Here is a 20,648-nt window from a genome sequence, read left to right as displayed (position 1 = left end):
AGAAAAATTAGGAGAGGAGTTAACTCGTCCTGTATTACCTCGAAGTGCTGCCATTGATTATATTCCCAGTCAATATTTATGCGAATTCATTAAAAAAATTGGTTTTCATGGTGTAATTTACAGAAGTTCTGTAAGTGAAGGAATAAACTTAGCATTGTTTGACCCGACGTTAGCAACCCCTATTTCAACATCCCAATATAACGTTTCTCGTGTAAGTGTTGAGGTACAACTAAAGTAGTTATTATTGATTTTCAAAAACGGATACCAGTAATATTACGTTAAATATATTATTACTGGTATTACCATTTTTGCTACCAGTTACTGGTTAGTTTCGTTGAAATTTAGAATCTTCAAACTCGCAAAAAAGTTGAAACCCCCTAAGTCTTTGTAGAGCGATGGCTCGGTTTTACTCTGCTCATCCACGGTTCCATCAGCTATTGTGAACAAAATGGTTCTAGCCCACAGACATTGCATGTAAATTCATTTAGGCGGTGAGTGAATACTGGTTAGTCTATCACCCTACTTGGATGGGTAAACACGGTGGCTTTACCTTGGCGGCAGAAACCGACCAGCGTTAAATTGGCTTTTTCGGCGACTTCAATCGCCAATGATGTTGCGGCTGAAACCGCAAATAGAATTTCCGCACCGCAGCTTGCGGCTTTTTGTACCATTTCATAACTTGCGCGACTAGACACTAAAATAGCGCCTTGCTGCCAATCAGAACGGCTTTTCATTCCCAGTAGCTTGTCTAGCGCAACATGGCGCCCCACATCTTCACATCCGCCCACTAAGCGACCTTCAGGAGAGATCCACGCAGCCGCATGAGTACAACCAGTTAATGCGCCAATTTCTTGAACTGTCTTCAATTCTTGTAGGGCGTTATCGAGATAAGATAATGAGAATGTTTGAGTGAATGGCAGCGGAGTGATAGGCTTAAATATCTCATCGAGCTGTTCTGTACCACAGATACCGCAGCCAGTTCGCCCAGTCAGATTACGACGACGCTCTTTGAGCGCCATAAAACGGCGGCTTGATAACTCAATATGAACTTCAATGCCTCGGTGACAACCTTGCACAATATCAATTCCGCGAATTTCATCACGGGATTGTATGATCCCTTCTGATAATGAAAATCCGACAGCAAAATCTTCCAGATCTTTGGGTGTCGCCATCATTACCACATGAGATATCCCGTTATAAACGAGAGCGACAGGGATTTCCTCTGCAACGAAATCATTAACCAGTGAACCGAGGTTATTTTTTTGTTGCACGATTGTGGGTTGAACACCGGTCATTTTAGATAATTTGGGGTTATTTGTAGCATTTGTTTCATACATTAGATGAATTCCTATCACTAATGATACATAATATTCGATATGGGTAAAAAGAATTTACACCATTTATCAGGCAATGAACCTGAATACGTAAGGAAGACGTTGAATAAAAACAGTTTACCTCAAATTCTGTGACGAAGTTAGGTAAACATGAGCAATGTATATGAGGAGATCCCCCATGCAAGTCAGCAGAAGGCAGTTCTTTAAGATCTGCGCTGGCGGTATGGCAGGTACAACGGCAGCAGCGCTGGGCTTTGCTCCAGCAACTGCATTAGCCTCTACACGCCAGTATAAATTACTGCGTGCAAAAGAGACTCGAAATACCTGTACCTACTGTTCTGTCGGCTGTGGGCTGTTAATGTACAGCCTAGGTGATGGCGCGAAGAATGCGAAAGAAAGCATTTTTCATATCGAAGGGGACCCGGATCATCCGGTAAACCGTGGTGCACTTTGTCCTAAAGGTGCAGGATTAATCGACTTTATCCACAGTGAGAGTCGACTCAAGTATCCAGAAGTTCGCGAACCAGGCACTAACGAATGGAAACGCATCACTTGGAACGAAGCGTTTGACCGCATCGCCAAGTTAATGAAAGAAGACCGTGATGCAAACTTCATTAAACAGAATAAAGATGGTGTAACGGTCAACCGTTGGTTAACCACCGGTATGCTGTGTGCATCAGCGGCAAGTAACGAAACCGGTTTTGTAACCCAAAAATTTAGTCGCGCCCTCGGCATGCTTGCCGTGGATAACCAAGCGCGTGTCTGACACGGACCAACGGTAGCAAGTCTTGCTCCAACATTTGGTCGCGGTGCGATGACCAACCACTGGGTTGACATTAAAAACGCAAACCTGATCGTCGTTATGGGCGGTAATGCGGCAGAAGCGCATCCAGTCGGTTTCCGCTGGGCGATGGAAGCGAAAATCCACAATAAAGCAAAATTAATCGTTATCGATCCACGCTTTACCCGTACTGCGGCTGTGGCGGATTTTTACACGCCTATCCGTTCAGGTACTGATATTGCCTTCCTGTCAGGTGTTATCAAATACTTGCTGGATAACGAAAAAATTCAACGTGAATACGTTGAGGCGTACACCAACGCCAGCTTAGTTATCCGTGAAGACTTCGGTTTTGATGACGGTCTGTTCACCGGTTACGATGCAGAAAAACGTCAATACGATAAAACCACGTGGAACTACGAGATGGATGAGAACGGCTTAGCGCTGCGCGATCCGACTCTGAAAAACCCACGTTGTGTTCTGAACCTATTGAAAGAGCACGTGAGCCGTTATACCCCAGAAGTGGTTAACAACATCTGTGGTACGCCAATCAAAGACTTCTTACAAGTCTGTGAATACCTTGCAGAAACTAGCGCGAAAGACAAAACAGCGTCCTTCTTATATGCGCTGGGTTGGACTCAACACACCGTTGGTGCGCAGAACATTCGTACCATGGCGATGATCCAGTTACTGCTTGGTAACATGGGTATGTTAGGTGGTGGTGTGAACGCACTGCGTGGACACTCCAACATCCAAGGTCTGACTGACTTAGGTCTGTTATCCCAGAGCTTACCGGGTTACCTGACATTACCATCAGAAAAACAAACAACCTTAGAAAGTTATTTAGCGGCGAATACACCAAAAGCGACCGTTGCTGGTCAGGTGAACTATTGGGGCAATTACCCTAAATTCTTCGTCAGCTTAATGAAAACTTTCTATGGCGATAAAGCGCAGAAAGAGAATAACTGGGGCTTCGACCTGTTGCCTAAGTGGGATCAGGGCTACGACGTTCTACGTTATTTCGAAATGATGGATAAGGGCGAAGTTAACGGCTACATCTGCCAAGGCTTTAACCCATTAGCCTCATTCCCGAACAAAAACAAAGTCTCGAAATCGCTTTCTAAGCTGAAGTTCTTAATTACTATCGACCCGCTGAACACAGAAACTGCAAACTTCTGGCAAAATCACGGCGAAATGAACGATGTGAAACCGGAAGAGATTCAAACCACCGTGTTCCGTCTGCCATCTTGCTGTTTCGCTGAAGAAAACGGTTCAATTGTTAACTCAGCGCGTTGGTTACAGTGGCACTGGAAAGGTGCGGACGCCCCAGGTGAAGCTATCAGTGATGGTGAAATCCTGTCAGGTATCTACCATCGCCTGCGTCAAATGTATGAAACCGAAGGCGGCGCAGCACCTGAACAGGTTCTGAGCATGACTTGGGATTACCTTGACCGCGATAATCCAACGCCGGAAGAAGTGGCTCAAGAAAGTAACGGTTACGCATTAGAAGACCTAAAAGATGCTGACGGCAACGTGATTGTGAAAAAAGGCGAACTGCTTAGTTCGTTTGCTCAATTACGTGATGACGGTACAACGGCTAGCGGTTGCTGGATCTTCTCTGGTAGCTGGACACCGAAAGGTAACCAAATGGCTAACCGTGATAACTCCGACCCAACGGGTCTGGGTAATACATTAGGTTGGGCATGGGCATGGCCACTGAACCGCCGCGTGATTTATAACCGTGCATCGGCTGACCCAATGGGTAAACCATGGGATCCGAAGCGCCAAATCCTTGAGTGGAATGGTAGCAAGTGGGTAGGTATGGATATTCCAGACTACAGCACTGCAGCACCGGGAAGCGGTGTCGGTCCATTTATCATGCAGCCTGAAGGTATGGGTCGTTTATTTGCACTGGATAAAATGGCAGAAGGTCCATTCCCAGAGCATTACGAACCAATCGAAACGCCGCTGGATACTAACCCGCTGCATCCAAATGTAGTGTCAAACCCTGCTGCTCGTGTGTTTAAAGACGACTGGGCGCAAATGGGTAAAGCGACTGAGTTCCCATACGTGGGTACCACTTACCGCTTAACTGAGCACTTCCACTATTGGACGAAGCATGCGCTGTTAAATGCCATTATCCAACCTCAACAGTTCATTGAAATTGGTGAACGTTTAGCGAAAGAAAAAGGCATCGAGCAAGGCGATACGGTTAAAGTCAGTTCTAAACGTGGTTACATCAAAGCGAAAGCCGTGGTCACTAAACGTATTAAAACCCTGCAAGTGGATGGAAAAGACATCGATACCATCGGTATTCCAATTCACTGGGGCTTTGAAGGTGTTGCAGTGAAGGGCTTTATCACCAACACATTAACGCCATATGTGGGTGATGCGAATACTCAGACGCCGGAATTTAAATCATTCCTTGTCAACGTGGAAAAGGTGTAAGGAGATAAATTATGTCAATGCAATCTCAGGACATTATTCGTCGCTCGGCCACCAATTCCCTGACGCCCGCACCTCAGGTGCGGGACTATAAGGAAGAAGTTGCAAAGCTGATTGACGTCACAACCTGTATCGGCTGTAAAGCGTGTCAGGTTGCGTGTTCCGAATGGAACGATATCCGCGACAAAATCGGAACAAACGTTGGGGTGTATGACAACCCAACGGATTTAACCGCTAAGTCATGGACAGTAATGCGCTTCTCTGAAGTGGAAGAGAACGATAAATTTGAATGGCTGATCCGTAAAGATGGCTGTATGCATTGTGCTGATCCGGGCTGCCTGAAGGCATGCCCATCAGAAGGCGCAATCGTCCAGTACAAAAACGGTATCGTGGATTTCCAATCTGAACACTGTATCGGCTGTGGTTACTGTATCGCAGGTTGCCCGTTCGATGTGCCACGTATCAACAAAGAAGACAACCGAGCATACAAATGTACGCTGTGTGTTGACCGTGTTGAAGTCGGTCAAGAGCCTGCGTGTGTGAAAACATGTCCAACAGGCGCTATCCATTTTGGTAGCAAAGAAGACATGATTGGCATGGCTGGCGAACGTGTTGAAGAGCTGAAAACTCGTGGCTACGCAAACGCAGGTTTATACGATCCACAAGGTGTGGGCGGTACGCACGTTATGTATGTATTGCACCATGCAGATAAGCCGCAGTTGTATCACGGATTACCAGAAAACCCGACCATCAGCCCAACAGTTACCTTCTGGAAAGGTATCTGGAAGCCGATTGCTGCGGTTGGTTTTGCGGCAACATTTGCGGCGGCAATTTTCCACTATGTGGGAATTGGTCCAAACCGCGTCTCCAAGAAAGATGAAGAAGAGGCTCTAGAAGATTTGCATAACGCAATGTCGTCTGACACTTCGAAATCAAAAGAAGGGGAGGATCAGAAATGATGCCAGATGATAACGACAAAATTATTCGCCACAAACCGATTGAAAGGATCAATCACTGGGCGGTTGTGATTTGCTTCTTGTTCACGGCTATCAGCGGACTGGGTTTTTTCTTCCCATCTCTGAACTGGTTTATGAACATTTTAGGCACGCCACAACTGTCTCGAATTCTGCATCCATTCGTGGGTACGGCGATGTTCTTGCTGTTCGTCTTTATGTTCTTCCGTTATTTCCACCATAACTTCATTAATAAAGAAGATATCAAATGGGGGAAAAATATCGGTAAGGTACTGAAAAACGAAGAAGCTGGCGACGTAGGCCAATATAACCTCGGTCAAAAAGGGGTGTATTGGGTGGTCACTATCTGCTTACTGGCATTGGTTGTCACTGGTGTGATTATGTGGCGCCCGTTCTTTGCGGACTATTTCCCAATTCCAGTGTACCGCGCAGCGATTCTTATTCACTCGTTGTCAGCCATTGGCTTGATCCTGATGATTGTTGTGCACGCGTATGCGGCAATTTGGGTCAAAGGCTCTGTGCGTGCGATGGTTGAAGGTTGGGTCACACGTGGTTGGGCGAGAAAGCACCACCCACGTTGGTACCGCGAGCTAGTTGCTAAAGAGAAACAGCAACAAGAGCAGCAAGAGAAAAACTAAGTGTTTTTGTCTCGATGAATCAAGCCCACAACATTAGTTGTGGGCTTGGCTTGCTGACAAAGAGGGATAAAAGCGTGGTTTTTCCCTCTTTGTGTTATCAGGCGAAAATCAATAGATTGATTTTCCTTGTTAATTTTACAACCCAAAAGAGCCATTTCCAAACCTAGCGGTTTTGTCAATGGTCTGAGCCCACAATATTGATTGTGGGCTTTTTTTATAGCGAAGTTTGAGGCAATTAATCACGGATTGTGAAGCTGTAAATTAGCGCACATCCCAAGAGAACTAATACAGCAGAAAACCCGACATACTGGTAATTCACCGATAAAATCCCGCCAGCTAATCCCCCCGTAATAAAAGAGAGTACCGCCAAGAGTAAAACTTTTTTGCTACTGTCCCCTGGCACATTTTTCAAAAAGGCATTAATGCAGGATGTAGTCATGCCGGTGACATAGGTGGAGTGGATCCCAACTGTTCCCGCCTTATTAAAATAACCATTTTGAATGCCCATTGATAAGCTGATCAGCAAAATGGCTAAATCAGGTGAATACAAAGGCTGAATGAAGAAATAAATAGTAAAAACACCACTAAATATTAAAAATACCAGACCTAGAACAAAGCGGTATAACACAATCGCGCTATGCTTGAGTCTAATCCACGAACCCAAAAGTGTTCCTGCAAAAAATCCTAATATGGAAATTGCAGAGAGTAGCAACATGCCAATATTCATTTTGGCGAGGTAAATCATACTTAAAATGCTATTTCCCGTCAGATGGCCAGTAAATACCTCAAAGATGACAAATGAGCAGGCATCGACAAATCCGCCAATAAAGGCAAGCAATAAAAAGAAGGGTGTGTGAGACTTCGCTTCGAAGTGAAATAATGACGTCATATTGTTGCCCTTTATGATGCGGATAGAGAGCACACTATTATATGTGCCAATTGGATTAACATCATGGAAATAACAGTAGTTATATCAAATAAAAATGCCCTAATACCAATTTGTTATTTCCACATACAAACCAGGGTTAACAACGGTGAATATTCGGAGGGCTAGAGTAGCCTATCAGTGACTTTTGTTTTATCCTGACGGGTAAAACGGCAAGACTTGCTGGTTAATCGAATATTTTCTTAGAGGCTTGCGGGGAAATGCGAATAGGCAATTTCTCGGAGTAAGTTGTTATAAAAAATATAAAAGAGAGAGAGCAATGGGTATTCGTATCGTCCCGAAAGAAGAATTAGGTCAAGAGAGATTAAAAGAGAAAGGCATCGGCTTTATTCCGCCTGTTTTATTCCCGAATTTAAAAAGCCTTTATCAACGTCGCGCAGAAAGATTAAAAGAGTTAGGCGTTGGTGAACATCCTTTTGCAGATTATCTGAACTTCGCTGCGGAAGTGGCAACGGCGCAAAATAATGCGCAGCATGACAATCCATTAGAGATGGATATGGAAGCGGTTTTAGCGCGTTCAATGGCAACGAATGCTGCACCATTAGATGCAAAAACATTCCCACGCACAGATCACTGGCACAAACTATTACGTTCAATCATCGCCGAATTGATGCCGATCGTGCCAGATTCTGTCCGTATTGCCCTGGAAAACTTAGAAAAAGCATCAGAAACTGAACTCGAAGAGATGGCAACTGCGCTGCTAAACGAACAGTTTGAAAAAGTCCCTGCGGATAAATCTATGTTCATTTGGGCGGCATTGTCTGTCTATTGGGCACAAATGGCGGCCAATATTCCAGGTAAAGCTCGCGCAGAACACGGAGATCACCGTCATTACTGCCCAGTGTGCAACAGCATGCCTGTTTCTAGCATTGTACAAATTGGGACTAGCCAAGGCTTACGTTATTTGCACTGCACACTGTGTGAAACAGAGTGGCACATGGTTCGTGTGAAATGCAGTAACTGCGAACAAACTCGCGACCTGAATTACTGGTCACTGGATGATGAAAATGCGGCAGTGAAAGCGGAAAGTTGCGGTGACTGTGGTAGCTATCTGAAAGTCTTATACCAAGAGAAAGAAGCCAAAGTGGAAGCGGTAGCGGATGATTTAGCTTCGATCATTTTAGACGCACGTATGGAAGAAGAAGGTTTTGCTCGTAGCAGCATTAACCCGTTCTTATTCCCTGGCGAAAAATAATCTGTTAGCTGCACAGTAAGAAAGAGAAGAGTGACTATGGATGAATCAAATGTCGCGCTATACCGCCAGCTACCTGCCATCGATAAGCTTTTGCAATTCGATGAAGCGCAGGTGTTGGTAGAGAAATCGGGTCTGCATTGGGTCACGGAATGTCTTCGTGAAATGCAGGAACAAGCGCGAGCATCTATCGCACAAGACGGATGCTTACCGGATTGGCACGGTGATTGGTTAGCAGAACTTTCTGTTCGCCATGATAAATTGCAATACAGTGCGTTGAAAAACGTCTTTAATTTGACGGGAACTGTGTTGCACACCAATCTAGGACGTGCGGTGATGTCCAACACCGCCATCCATGCGGTCTCGCACGTGATGAGCTCGCCAGTCACGTTAGAATATTCTCTTGATGGTGCAACGCGAGGACATCGTGACCGTGCTATTGCTGACTTACTGTGCCAACTAACAGGGGCAGAAGATGCCTGTATTGTGAATAACAATGCGGCGGCGGTTTTACTGTTATTAGCCACCGTTGCCCCGCAGCGGGAGGTGATTGTCTCTCGCGGTGAGCTGGTGGAAATTGGGGGCGCATTCCGCGTCCCCGATGTGATGGCTCAGGCAGGCTGTAAATTGGTTGAAGTGGGTACCACGAACCGAACCCATTTACGGGATTATGAAAATGCCATTAATGACCAAACTGGGTTGTTAATGAAGGTGCATACCAGTAACTACAGTATTGAAGGCTTTACCGCAGAAGTTGAAGGGGAAGAGCTGGCCGTATTGGGGCAAAAATACCAATTACCAACGGCAATTGATTTAGGCAGTGGCTCGATGATTGATATGACCGCCTACGGATTACCTGCGGAGCCGATGCCACAAGCGTATTTATCTCAAGGCATTGATTTGGTCTCTATTTCAGGAGACAAATTACTGGGAGGACCTCAAGCGGGGATCATTCTTGGTAAGAAAAAATGGATTGATGCTATTCAAAAACACCCCTTAAAACGCGCCCTTCGCGTGGATAAAATGGTGCTAGCTGCGTTAGAAGCGACGCTAAAACTCTATCTAACCCCAGAAAAACTCACCACTGAACTGCCAACATTACGTTGGTTAACTCGTTCCCAAGAAGAAATTAGGCAGAGTGCCGAGAATATCCTCGTGAAGCTGCAAGCCTATTATGGGGATCGTTTCTTTGTCGAAGCTGAGCCTTGCTTATCGCAAATCGGTAGCGGCTCTCTTCCTGTTGACCGATTACCCAGCTATGCGATTACATTCGCGCCTCTTGATGGCAAAGGCGGTAATTTAGAGCGTCTTGCCAACCGTTGGCGTCAATTACCTCAGCCTGTGATCGGACGTTTAAAAGAGGGCAAATTGTGGCTAGACCTACGTTGTCTTGAGGATGAACACGAGTTAGTGCAGGCGTTATTGTCATGATTTTTGCGACAGCCGGTCATGTTGACCATGGTAAAACATCGTTAATTCAAGCGCTGACAGGCGTGAACACCGCGCATCTTCCAGAAGAGAAGAAACGCGGAATGACCATCGACCTTGGCTATGCGTATTGGCCGCAATCTGACGGTAGCTCAATCGGTTTTATTGATGTTCCCGGACATGAAAAATTTCTCGCGAACATGTTGGCGGGGATCGGTGGGATTAATCATGCCCTACTGGTGGTGGCGTGCGACGATGGAATAATGGCGCAAACCCTTGAGCATTTGTCGATTTTACGACTTGCGGGTTGCCAAGATGTCTCGGTGATTTTAACCAAAGCCGACCGTGTTGATGAGTCGAGAGTGGCAGAGGTCACTCAGCAGGTTCACGCGGAACTGCGTCGCCAAGGCTGGTTGAATGCGCCACTATTTATCACTTCAGCAAGTACAGGGCTGGGCATTGATGCATTGCGTCAATACTTACAGCAACTGCACCAACAACACAATTCTTCTACTAACCTGCAACAGCGTTTCCGTTTAGCCATCGACCGTATTTTCCATGTGAAAGGGGCGGGGATTGTAGTCACAGGAACGGCGCTAGCGGGTAAAGTGAATGTGGGTGAATCCTTATGGGTGACGGGGGTGGATACTCCAGTCCGTATTCGTGGGATTCATCGCCAAAACCAAGTGGCTGAGTTTGCTCAAGCAGGGGATCGCGTTGCGCTGAATTTAACGGGGAACATCGATAAAGAATCGATAACCCGCGGTGATTGGCTGCTGGCGGAGCAACCTGCTTTTATCGCTTCTCGAGTGATAGTGGAGTTGACCTGCGATGCGCCACTCAAGCATTGGCAACCCGTGCATTTTTACCACGGTGCAAGTCACATTACAGGGCGGGTCTCTTTGCTGACGGAATCAGGCGAAACTCCGATGTTGGCCGAGCTGATTTTAGATACGCCACTGTGGCTGGTGGATAATGACCGATTAATTATTCGCGATATTAGTGCGCGACACACCTTGGCTGGTGCGCGTGTTATTCGCTTAGTCTCTCCGCGTCGTGGTAAGAGACAACCTGAGTTTCTCGATTGGCTATCCCGTTTATGTGCAACGGATGATGAGCTGGCGCAGCTTAACCTACAGTTACCCAGCGGTGAGCTAGACTTAAACAGTTACGGTTGGTCGCGTCAGTTAACTCAGTTGGCATTAGATTCCTTACTGGAACAAGTTGATATCGTCCGTGTCGGCGATGTCGTACTTTCTGCGTTTAAGGCGCAGGTTGCCAAGGATAAATTGATTCAATCCCTCGAAAACTTCAATGAAGTTCATAGTGACCAGATTGGTGTGGGTAAAGCGCGATTGAAACGGATGGCGCTACCCACGATGGATGAAACCTTGGTATTCAAATTGATTAATGATTTGATTGCCGAGGGGGTGATTAAGCAGACTCGTGGCTGGTTGCATATGCCGCAGCATGGGTTAGTGTTTGATGCCAAGCAGCAAGGTATTTGGCAACAAGTGGAAGGGCTGTTCTCGCATCCTGAAGCTCGTTGGGTACGCGATATTGCCGTAGAAACAGGTCACGATGAAGATACTATTCGCCGTATACTGAAAAAAGCTGCACAAATGGGGATGATCGTAGCGATTGTGCGCGATAGGTATTATAGCAGCGAACAGATCCGCCAATTTGCCCAAATTATTTTGCGTCATTGTGCTGAGCACGAGGTGATTTTTGCCGCTGATTTTCGTAATGAATTGGGTATTGGTCGCAAACTTGCGATTCAAATTCTCGAATTCTTTGATAAAAGCGGCTTTACTCGTCGTAAAGAAGATGGGCATTATTTACGAGACAAAGGCATTTTTGTTGAATAAATTGTAGGGTTTCCGCCATTATAATGCTGGCAGTTTTATTAACCTCGATACCTTTTTGTGAATTGTGGAAGTCAAATGAATAAAAAACTAATTGCGAGTATTTATCTGGCGCTGATTTTTATTGGCTCGCTGTTTTTAGTCTTTGAAAAAAGTGGAGTTATCTATCCTGGTCTGATTTCCATTTGTGTTTATGTTGTCATATTCGGTGTTTTATTTACAGTCACTGCTCGTTTGGTTTTCTCTGCAATTATTACGAGTACCCTGTTTATTATCATCAAAATCTTTAATCAGTTAAAAGTTCACTATTATAAAGAGCAACTTTTCTTCACTGATATTAATTTGATGACGGATACCTCCAACTTAGGGACATTAGGTCACTATTGGTTGGCGGGCGTGGCGGTACTTGCGTTATTTATTCTGCTTATCATCAACGGTGTGATCAGTTGGCGCTTATCGACACCATGTAAACGCAAGATATCACGTGTGGTTAGTGTGCTCATGGTTATCGTGGGTTACTTTGGGGCGGATTGGGCAAGTACGCATTACTTTGATAAATGGTCACAAACGCTGCCGAAAGGTCGTGGTACAGTGACTAACTTGGTGATGTCTGCACAGAATGCGAAATACAAATCACCGCATTTTGTGGGTGATGCGAGCTATTTTGAACAAAAAGCGGCGAATGTTTCTTTGGCGAAGAATGAACAAACCGAAAAGCCTGACATTCTGCTGTTATTACAAGAATCCACAGTTGACCCTAAAGTTTATGATTTACCTGCGGGAACGAAACTGCCAGAGTTATTTATGTTCCAGCAAGATGCCAATATGATTGCACATAGTCCGATGCGTGTACAAACCTTCGGTGGTGGAACATGGTTATCTGAGTTTTCTGCATTAACGGGGTTAAATAGCGATGATTTCGGGGCACAAAAAAGCGGTGTGTTCTATTTTGTGGTCGACCATTTAAATAACAGCTTATTTAAAGAGATGAAAGCCAACGGTTATTACACGGTTGTCCTGACGCCATTTAATAAAGGGGCTTATCATTCTGGTCACGCTTATGAAACGATGGGCGTTGACCGTATCATTCAGCCTCAAGAGTTAGGTTATCCAGGCAAGTTGCAAGATAATTTATGGACGATCAGCACGGAAGATATGCTGAAGTACGTGAAAGAAATTTTGGCAACAGAAACGGACAAGCCCGTCTTTATTTTTGCATTAACCATGTATGAACACGGACCTTATAAAGAAGGTCACAGTGATGACTATGGAATTAAAGATAAGCTAGATAATAAAGATTCCGCAGGCGAATTTAGCCATTATATGGAAAAAATCGTCCATTCTGATGCGGCCATTCGTGATTTCGTTTCGTTTATGGAAACGCGCCAGCGTCCACTGATGTTCCTCTATTTTGGTGACCATCAACCGGGGATCAGTTTAGACAAATATAAGTCCACATTATCGTCTCCTGCTTATGCGACACAGTTTACCCTAAGAGATAATCTCAAAGCGGGTACCGCAATTAAAACAGGTGAGTTAACGGACATTTCATTCCTTGGTGGAATGTTATTGGAACGCGCAAATTTGAAAGTTTCGCCGTTCTATGAAGCGAATATTAAGATGCGCCATTTATGCGACGGTAAACTGAATGACTGTGAAGATAAGCAGTTACTCGATGGTTATCGCCACTATGTTTATCATGTGCTCGGTGTCGCCAATAAAGATGAGACCAAGTAGTTTATCTCTAATTAGTGCTAGAATGTTGATAAACCATCATTTAATAACGTAAGAAGATAACGAATATGAAATATTTGGTCACGGGAAGTGCCGGGTTTATTGGTTTTAGATTGTGTCAAAGACTGTTAGAAAGTGGGCATGAAGTTATCGGTATCGATAATATGAATGCCTATTATGATCAGGGATTGAAACAGTCTCGACTGCATATTCTTGAACAATATCCGCAGTTCCGGTTTATTCCTCTTGATATCACTGACCGCGAAAAAGTGCTGGTGTTGTGTACTCAAGAGAATTTTGACCGCGTTATCCATCTTGCCGCACAGGCAGGAGTGCGTTACTCATTACAAAACCCATTTGCCTATGCTGACAGTAACTTGAATGGGCATTTAGCGATTTTAGAAGGTTGCCGCCAAGCGAAAGTGAAACACTTGGTGTATGCCTCTTCGAGTTCAGTGTATGGCGTGACCGATAAAATGCCATTCACTACCGACATGTCCACCGATCACCCTATTTCGTTATATGCCGCGACCAAAAAAGCCAATGAGCTAATGGCACACTCTTATTCACATCTTTATCAGCTCCCAACGACAGGCTTACGCTTTTTCACCGTGTATGGTCCGTGGGGACGCCCTGATATGGCGCTGTTTAAATTCACCAAGGCTATCTTAGCGGGTGAACCTATCGATGTTTATAATAACGGCGATCTGAGCCGCGATTTCACTTTCATTGATGATATTGTCGAAGGTGTTATTCGCGTTTCAGATATAATCCCGCAAGCAGACCCGCAAAATCGCTCAGATTCGCCAGCACAAAGCAGCGCACCTTACCGCATTTATAATATTGGTAATGGGCAGCCTGTGAAGCTGATTGATTTTATTTCTGCATTGGAAAATGCGTTAGGAAAAGAAGCCATTAAGAACTTCTTACCGATGCAAGCGGGAGATGTTTACACGACATGGGCAGACACCGAAGACCTATTTAACGTCACCGGCTATCGCCCACAAGTTTCTATTGAACAGGGTGTTCAGGCGTTTGTTGATTGGTACAAGTCGTATTATCACCGTTAATATCGGTTATCAATACTATTTACCATCAATATAGTTTACCACCTGAAATATCCGCAGAAGGATTTGAGAGGCAAGTTTGAAAATAGCAATCGCAGGTACCGGCTACGTCGGTCTGTCTAACGCCATGTTACTGTCCCAACACCACGAAGTGGTGGCGGTCGATATCATCCCTGAAAAAGTGGCGATGCTTAACAATAAGCAATCCCCGATTATCGATACCGAAATCGAACAGTTTCTAACGGAAAAACAACTCAATTTCCGTGCAACCGAAGATAAAGTCGAAGCCTATACGGGTGCGCAATACGTGATTGTGGCGACTCCGACAGACTACGACCCGAAAACTAACTACTTCAACACCAATTCTGTGGAATCCGTTATTCACGATGTGAACAAGCTGAACCCAGACGCAACCATTATCGTGAAATCCACTATTCCAGTGGGCTTTACGGAACGTCTGCGTGAAGAGTTTGGCTACACCAACGTGATTTTCTCCCCAGAATTCTTACGTGAAGGCCGCGCGCTGTGGGATAACCTATACCCATCCCGTATCGTGGTGGGTGAGCGCTCTGAGCGTGCACAAATTTTCGCTGATTTGCTGTTAGAAGGCGCGATTAAAAAAGATGTGCCGGTGCTGTTTACTGACGGTACCGAAGCCGAAGCGGTTAAATTATTCGCCAACACCTTCTTAGCCATGCGTGTGGCGTACTTCAACGAATTAGACACTTATGCAGAAAGCCGTGGCTTAAATGCGCGTCAAATCATTGAAGGCGTCTCTTTAGACCCACGTATCGGCAGCCACTACAATAACCCATCATTCGGTTATGGCGGCTACTGCTTACCGAAAGACACCAAGCAGTTGTTGGCGAACTACGACGATGTGCCAAATAACCTGATTAACGCGATTGTCGAATCTAACCGCACGCGTAAAGACTTTATCTCGGATGCGATTATTGCCAAAGCGCCGCGTAAAGTCGGTGTGTATCGCTTAGTGATGAAAGCGGGCTCTGATAACTTCCGTGCCTCTGCCGTACAAGGTGTGATGAAGCGTATCAAAGCGAAAGGGATTGAGGTGGTGGTTTACGAACCAGTACTGAAAGAAGAGGAATTCTTCCGTTCGAAAGTTATTCGTGATTTAGAAGCCTTCAAAGCAGAAAGCGACATTATTCTGGCAAACCGTATGGTACCTGAACTGGATGATGTGGCGGATAAAGTCTATACCCGCGATCTGTTTGGTAATGACTAAGATTAAAATAGTCAGCGGTGATTTATAATGAAAATGCCCCACAGGTTGGGGCATTTTTTATTTTTATCCATTGTTATTCAGAGAGATAACTTTCCATCACCATTCCGCCTGCACCTTGGGCGACGATTTCATAAGAATCATTAGCTGGGTAAATACGCGGTTTGATATGTGGGAAAATCGAGAGTTTTTGCTCAATAGATTTTTTGGTCATCTCAAAGAAATGGTTTTTTGGCGTGAGGGTTCCCCCACAAACCACCACATCCGCTTGGGTAATTAATACCGCGTTGGCAATCGCGATACCGTAGTAATAAGCGGCTTCTTCTAAGGCCTTAAGGCACACCTCATCATTCTGGGCAAGCGCCTGAAAAATCGTGTGATAGTTAATTTCATCTTCGGATTTGACGAGTTGGTTAATGACCGAGGGTTTGCCAAGTCTTAAATGCTGAATCACGCGAGATTTAATGGCGTGTAAGGAACTGTACTGCTTTAAACAGCCAAATGAGCCGCATTCACAACGCTGACCGTTGATGTCGATAGTTGTGTGTCCAAAAGCTTGGGCGGTGCTTATTGGCGTTGGGGCATATTGGTTGTTGATAATGGTTGAGCTACGAATGTCGGTGTCACAAGTGGTGAGTAAGAACCGCTGGCTGTCAGAAGCGTAGCGTAAACGGTACTCCGCAAAGGCCGCGAAGCTGATACCACTTCCTAACAGAACAAAGCAGGGAACACGCTGGGTAATATACTGATATAGCGCCTGAATTCGTGCGCTGTAGTCAGAGTAAGGTACTTTATCGCGTTCTAAAATATGGTCGATGGCAATGCCGATACCCAGTATTTTTTGAGTATCTAACTGATGCTCAGCAAGTAGGTCGTCCACGTTGTCCAATAGATGGTCAAGCATGTTTTCGGCGGTTTCGAGGTGCTCATACTTGATTTTGACTTTGCCAAGAATGTCTAACTTCAGATTTTGCAGAACAATCGTAGAGTAGATATCACTCATCTCAATGCCAATTAAGTAGCCATCAGCCGGATTGACACTGTACAAAATGGGTTTGCGTCCTCCTGTTGATTCCCCAAGTTCCGAAGTAGAGAGTAATTGGCACTTACTCAGTTCATCGAGGAGCCTAGCACAGGTCGCGGGTTTCATATTCGCGAGGGAGGTTAGCGCTTCCGCCCGGATTGGTCCGTGGTTAAGGATCAGTCGATACAGCGTTTTGAGTTTTTGCGTTTTGGAATTTTTGGATGTGCGAAATTCGTTCAATAAACGGTGTAACAATGGCTCCCCCTCCTGTTTTCGCTAGTGGAATATCCAGCTATAAAGCTAATCATTCAAGATTAACAGATTCACATGGCGAGTACTTTAACAGATATCATGTTTATCAACATTTTCTCAAAATGAGATTAAGATCGCTGTTAGATTTTCTAATTACGTTATTATCCCAACCATCTTCTTTATTTGATTTGATTGCGGAGCGCATTATGCACAACACCAAAGATATCTTAGAAAGCTTAAGTTTTATCCAATCTCGTACGGATATGAAGCCCACTGTTGGGATCATTTTAGGGTCTGGATTAGGCCCATTTGCTGATACGTTAGAAAATGCGGTGCATATTCCTTATAGCGAAGTGCCACATTTTGCGAAGTCTGAAGCGGTAGGTCACGCGAACGAGTTAGTGATCGGGACGATTGCAGGTAAAACAGTGGTGGCGATGAAGGGTCGTTTCCACTATTACGAAGGTTTTTCTCTGGATCAAGTGACGTTCCCTGTGCGTTTAATGAAAGCGCTGGGTGTGGAAAAATTGATCATTACAAATGCCTGCGGAGCGGTGAATACGAACTTTAATCCGGGCGACCTGATGGTTATCACTGATCATATTAACCTGACGGCGAATAACCCATTAATGGGACCAAATAATCCAGAGTTGGGCGTACGTTTCCTTGATGTCAGCGAAGTTTACAACAAAGAGCTGCGCCAAACGATTTTGGATGTTGCGAAGGAGCAAGGCGTGTCTCTGCGCCAAGGTGTGTACGCATGGTGGACGGGTCCAACTTATGAAACGCCAGCCGAAATTCGCATGATCAGAACTCTTGGGGCTGATGCGGTGGGGATGTCGACAGTACCTGAAGCGCTGGTGGCTCACCATTCTCAGATTAAAACCGTGGGTATTTCCTGTCTGACCAACATGGCGTGCGGCATTTTAGAACAGCCTCTGAGTCATGATGAAGTGATTGAAACGGCAGAAAAAGTGAAGGCTACCTTCTTGAAATTAGTGACGGGCGTGATTGAGCGCTTCTAGCTTTTTATCAAATTAAGATTTTCATCAAATTAATAGAAAGACAGTGCGGGAGCGGTTTTCCTTTGGGGCATTATCGCCGAACTGAGAATGTTACCCGCCAAATTCACTCCAAACGGAGTCTAGTATGAATATTAAGTCTCGTTTAAAGGTCATGCTTTTTCTGCAATATTTTGTTTGGGGAAGTTGGCTGGTGACATTGGGTGCCTACATGATGAAAACCTTGGATTTTTCAGGGGCTGAAGTCGGTATGGTGTACAGTTCGAAAGGGATTGCCGCTATTTTGATGCCCGGATTAATCGGCATCATTGCGGATAAATATATTCCTGCAAACCGCCTGTATATGCTTTGCCATATTATTTGTGCCGGTTCGTTGTTTTACGCTGCGACGGTGGCGGATCCTTCAGTGATGTTCTGGGCAATGTTAATCAATGCGATGGCATTTATGCCGACTATCGCCCTGTCGAACACCATTAGCTACTCATCGCTAAGTCAGTATCAGCTAGACTCTGTTGCCAATTTCCCGCCAATTCGTGTCTTTGGTACCGTAGGGTTTATTGCGGCGATGTGGAGTATTAGTTTACTGAAATTTGAGTTGAGCAGTATGCAGCTGTATGTGGCGGGAAGTTGCTCGTTGCTGCTCGCGATGTATTCCCTGACATTACCAAAAATGGCGGTAAATAAGCAGGCTATTACCACCAGTTGGATGAGCAAGCTTGGGTTAGATGCCTTAGTGTTGTTCAAAAAGCCGATTATGGCGGTATTTTTTCTGTTTGCGATGCTACTGGGTGCGGTTCTGCAAATTACCAATACCTTTGGTAGCCCATTCTTGCATGATTTTGCACGTAATCCGCTGTATCAAGACAGTTTGATTGTTCAGTACCCGTCGATTTTGCTGTCAGTTTCCCAAATGGCGGAAGTGGCGTTTATTCTCGCTATCCCATTCTTTTTAAAGCGTTATGGTATTAAAACCGTCATGCTGCTCAGTATGTTGGCATGGACATTGCGATTCGGTTTCTTTGCCTTCGGTGACCCATCGACTATCGGTTTGATGTTCTTAATTATGTCGATGATTGTGTATGGCTGTGCGTTTGATTTCTTCAATATTTCCGGTTCTATTTTTATTGAGCAGGAAGTGGATCACCGTATGCGTGCCAGTGCACAGGGGTTGTTTATGACTATGGTGAATGGTGTGGGTGCCTATTTTGGGGCGATACTGAGCGGATTGGTTGTTGACTACTTTAGTGTGGATGGCGTGAAGGATTGGCAGTCAATCTGGCTGGTGTTCTCGTCCTACACCGTAATATTGGCCGTGATCTTCTACTTCTCTTTCCATTATAAGCACCAACGTGAGAAACCATTGGAAATGGCAAAAGCGGGTTGATGGTTTAAAGAAAGGTCTTTTGAATATTGTGAACGCCCCGCCTTGTGTCGGGGCTTTTATGTTTTTATATGGACAATATTTCTTGAAACTGATGATAAGCCTCCGCATGTTTGTTTTGACCCATTTTTGTTAGTCTCAACAAAATGGTTAGAAGCTATATAGAGGTAGCAAGCATAGCGTGACAGAATGATATTTTTGATCCCCTGAGCCAATGCTAGCCATATCGAGAACATCCTCGAAATGGTCATCAATTCTATGTCTACTGTGTAAACATGCTTCTTTAGCTCTTTTTATAATACGGGGATATACAGACTGGTACCTGCTAAGCTTCAGACCATCGAACGACCCAATACGAGACCGCCACCCGATAAGTGTCCTAAACCCTTTATAAAATCAGATAAATAGGTATGTATCTTGATCTCCATTGGCCTTGTTATCAACTCAGGAGAATCCCCTCTATGAAGGACGTTAAGTATTCTGCTTCAATAATCATTGTTAATGATAATCCTTCTAGATAGGCTGAGCCGCGGCGCTATAGTATTTCAGAATACTTCATTGGCGAAGGTATGGTATCGCTTGTGGAAGCAACAATAGTACCACTCCTCTTCGCAAAATGAGCGTAAATAAAGCAACCGTTTTGTTTGTATCCCGGCCTGATACAAAATTTGTGCTTTTTGTTCTTGGGTTTCCGTAAATAATCCCGTAAGCTTTTTAGCTGAAAATTAATGTGGATTTATTTTACGTGAAGGAAGGATGCGTATTGGCTGAGCAAGGGCTTGCACAGGGGGGAGCTAGATATAACACCTTAGATGGATGCCCTGAATGCAACGAATTGCGAACGTATCTATCAAGAGAGTATGGCTGACAAATCAAAACAGCGACCAGAGATGTAAATGCTCTGTGAGATGGTGATGTCGTTATTGTACAGTTCCTAGATCATCTTGGGTGTAGTTTCAACGATGTGATAGAGATAGAACAGTTAGATGACTTCTAACCAACGTGGAGTTAACATCATTTCTCTGACAGAGAATATCGATATAATAATGGCAACAAGTGAGCTTGCGTTTTATATGATTGGTGCTATCGCCCAATTCGAGCGACGGCTGATTTCAAAGCGAACCAAGTTAGGGTTAAGTGCAGCTCGTGCTGGAGGCAGATAAGGTGGATGCAAAGCAAAACTTAGAGCTCTGAAGTTAAAAAAGTACCTGCTATGTTGTTAGATTCGAATATGACTAAAGCTGAAGTGACAGCGCATTTTGGGGTTAGTAGGCTAACTTAGAATTAAGCCCTAGCAAACTTAGAAAGCTAAAAATAAAGGATTA

16 protein-coding genes are annotated in these 20,648 nt (G+C 44.8%); 13 read left to right on the top strand and 3 right to left on the bottom strand.

The window, feature by feature from the left end; genetic code table 11:
- On the top strand, nt 1-238 hold a 238-nt coding region (locus JK188_RS03730; protein WP_211888626.1), incomplete at its 5' end, for an RES family NAD+ phosphorylase.
- Nucleotides 239-506: 268 nt separating this feature from the next.
- Here the strand turns inward: JK188_RS03730 and fdhD are convergent.
- Nucleotides 507-1,337 (bottom strand): formate dehydrogenase accessory sulfurtransferase FdhD, encoded by an 831-nt coding sequence (gene fdhD, locus JK188_RS03725; RefSeq protein WP_211887591.1) that lies wholly within the window; start codon nt 1,335-1,337, stop codon nt 507-509.
- Nucleotides 1,338-1,512: 175 nt separating this feature from the next.
- On the opposite strand from fdhD, the gene fdnG reads away from it, so the two are divergent.
- Genes fdnG through fdoI form a run of 3 tightly spaced genes read left to right on the top strand, consistent with a single transcriptional unit; the run spans nt 1,513 to nt 6,169 of the window.
- Nucleotides 1,513-4,560: a formate dehydrogenase-N subunit alpha gene (gene fdnG / locus JK188_RS03720; RefSeq protein WP_211887592.1), complete on the top strand. Its 3,048-nt coding sequence runs from the start codon at nt 1,513-1,515 to the stop codon at nt 4,558-4,560.
- Nucleotides 4,561-4,571: 11 nt separating this feature from the next.
- Nucleotides 4,572-5,516 carry a formate dehydrogenase subunit beta gene (fdxH, locus tag JK188_RS03715; RefSeq protein WP_211887593.1) on the top strand — a complete coding sequence of 315 codons (945 nt, stop codon included), beginning with the start codon at nt 4,572-4,574 and terminating at the stop codon, nt 5,514-5,516.
- Nucleotides 5,513-6,169 carry a formate dehydrogenase cytochrome b556 subunit gene (fdoI, locus tag JK188_RS03710; RefSeq protein WP_036950687.1) on the top strand — a complete coding sequence of 219 codons (657 nt, stop codon included), beginning with the start codon at nt 5,513-5,515 and terminating at the stop codon, nt 6,167-6,169. The genes fdxH and fdoI overlap by 4 nt, the downstream gene beginning before the upstream one ends.
- 235 nt (nt 6,170-6,404) lie before the next feature.
- Here fdoI and JK188_RS03705 read toward each other — a convergent pair whose 3' ends face one another.
- On the bottom strand, nt 6,405-7,058 hold the full coding sequence (locus JK188_RS03705; RefSeq protein WP_211887594.1) for a YoaK family protein: 654 nt from the start codon (nt 7,056-7,058) through the stop codon (nt 6,405-6,407).
- A gap of 316 nt (nt 7,059-7,374) precedes the next feature.
- Between JK188_RS03705 and fdhE the strand changes: the two genes are divergently transcribed.
- The 6 genes from fdhE (at nt 7,375) to JK188_RS03675 (ending at nt 15,647) form a co-directional block, all read left to right on the top strand.
- Nucleotides 7,375-8,310 carry a formate dehydrogenase accessory protein FdhE gene (fdhE, locus tag JK188_RS03700; RefSeq protein ID WP_211887595.1) on the top strand — a complete coding sequence of 312 codons (936 nt, stop codon included), beginning with the start codon at nt 7,375-7,377 and terminating at the stop codon, nt 8,308-8,310.
- Between the two features lie 36 nt (nt 8,311-8,346).
- Nucleotides 8,347-9,738 carry an L-seryl-tRNA(Sec) selenium transferase gene (selA, locus tag JK188_RS03695; protein WP_211887597.1) on the top strand — a complete coding sequence of 464 codons (1,392 nt, stop codon included), beginning with the start codon at nt 8,347-8,349 and terminating at the stop codon, nt 9,736-9,738.
- A complete protein-coding gene (gene selB / locus JK188_RS03690) occupies nt 9,735-11,603 on the top strand; it encodes a selenocysteine-specific translation elongation factor (protein WP_211887598.1) in 1,869 nt (622 codons plus the stop codon). Before selA ends, selB begins: the two co-directional genes overlap by 4 nt.
- A gap of 75 nt (nt 11,604-11,678) precedes the next feature.
- Nucleotides 11,679-13,337: an LTA synthase family protein gene (locus tag JK188_RS03685; RefSeq protein WP_211887599.1), complete on the top strand. Its 1,659-nt coding sequence runs from the start codon at nt 11,679-11,681 to the stop codon at nt 13,335-13,337.
- A 65-nt stretch (nt 13,338-13,402) separates the two neighbouring features.
- A complete protein-coding gene (locus JK188_RS03680; protein ID WP_108479134.1) occupies nt 13,403-14,404 on the top strand; it encodes an NAD-dependent epimerase in 1,002 nt (333 codons plus the stop codon).
- Between the two features lie 76 nt (nt 14,405-14,480).
- Nucleotides 14,481-15,647, top strand: a complete 1,167-nt coding sequence (locus JK188_RS03675; protein WP_211887600.1) for a nucleotide sugar dehydrogenase — start codon at nt 14,481-14,483, stop codon at nt 15,645-15,647.
- Nucleotides 15,648-15,720: 73 nt separating this feature from the next.
- On the opposite strand, the gene JK188_RS03670 is transcribed toward JK188_RS03675, so the two are convergent.
- Entirely contained in the window at nt 15,721-16,923 is a 1,203-nt protein-coding gene (locus JK188_RS03670; protein WP_036950706.1) for an ROK family protein, read from the bottom strand.
- A 203-nt stretch (nt 16,924-17,126) separates the two neighbouring features.
- On the opposite strand from JK188_RS03670, the gene JK188_RS03665 reads away from it, so the two are divergent.
- From JK188_RS03665 to JK188_RS18080, 3 genes are all read left to right on the top strand, one after another.
- Nucleotides 17,127-17,945 carry a purine-nucleoside phosphorylase gene (locus JK188_RS03665; RefSeq protein WP_211887601.1) on the top strand — a complete coding sequence of 273 codons (819 nt, stop codon included), beginning with the start codon at nt 17,127-17,129 and terminating at the stop codon, nt 17,943-17,945.
- Between the two features lie 124 nt (nt 17,946-18,069).
- Nucleotides 18,070-19,326, top strand: a complete 1,257-nt coding sequence (locus tag JK188_RS03660; protein ID WP_036950710.1) for a nucleoside permease — start codon at nt 18,070-18,072, stop codon at nt 19,324-19,326.
- Between the two features lie 983 nt (nt 19,327-20,309).
- Nucleotides 20,310-20,486: a recombinase family protein gene (locus JK188_RS18080; protein WP_211887603.1), complete on the top strand. Its 177-nt coding sequence runs from the start codon at nt 20,310-20,312 to the stop codon at nt 20,484-20,486.
- Nucleotides 20,487-20,648: the final 162 nt, after the last annotated feature.

This window comes from Providencia sp. JGM181 (assembly GCF_018257375.1).
Taxonomy (GTDB): domain Bacteria; phylum Pseudomonadota; class Gammaproteobacteria; order Enterobacterales; family Enterobacteriaceae; genus Providencia; species Providencia lanzhouensis.
The sequence above is the reverse complement of the archived record's forward strand: the minus strand, read 5'-3'. Positions and strand labels throughout refer to the sequence as shown.

Coding starts and splice junctions, on each gene's coding strand:
- fdhD (WP_211887591.1), bottom strand. CDS start 1,337: ATGTATGAAACAAATGCTACAAATAACCCCAAATTATCTAAAATGACC.
- fdxH (WP_211887593.1), top strand. CDS start 4,572: ATGTCAATGCAATCTCAGGACATTATTCGTCGCTCGGCCACCAATTCC.
- fdoI (WP_036950687.1), top strand. CDS start 5,513: ATGATGCCAGATGATAACGACAAAATTATTCGCCACAAACCGATTGAA.
- JK188_RS03705 (WP_211887594.1), bottom strand. CDS start 7,058: ATGACGTCATTATTTCACTTCGAAGCGAAGTCTCACACACCCTTCTTT.
- fdhE (WP_211887595.1), top strand. CDS start 7,375: ATGGGTATTCGTATCGTCCCGAAAGAAGAATTAGGTCAAGAGAGATTA.
- selA (WP_211887597.1), top strand. CDS start 8,347: ATGGATGAATCAAATGTCGCGCTATACCGCCAGCTACCTGCCATCGAT.
- selB (WP_211887598.1), top strand. CDS start 9,735: ATGATTTTTGCGACAGCCGGTCATGTTGACCATGGTAAAACATCGTTA.
- JK188_RS03685 (WP_211887599.1), top strand. CDS start 11,679: ATGAATAAAAAACTAATTGCGAGTATTTATCTGGCGCTGATTTTTATT.
- JK188_RS03680 (WP_108479134.1), top strand. CDS start 13,403: ATGAAATATTTGGTCACGGGAAGTGCCGGGTTTATTGGTTTTAGATTG.
- JK188_RS03665 (WP_211887601.1), top strand. CDS start 17,127: ATGCACAACACCAAAGATATCTTAGAAAGCTTAAGTTTTATCCAATCT.
- JK188_RS03660 (WP_036950710.1), top strand. CDS start 18,070: ATGAATATTAAGTCTCGTTTAAAGGTCATGCTTTTTCTGCAATATTTT.
- JK188_RS18080 (WP_211887603.1), top strand. CDS start 20,310: ATGACTTCTAACCAACGTGGAGTTAACATCATTTCTCTGACAGAGAAT.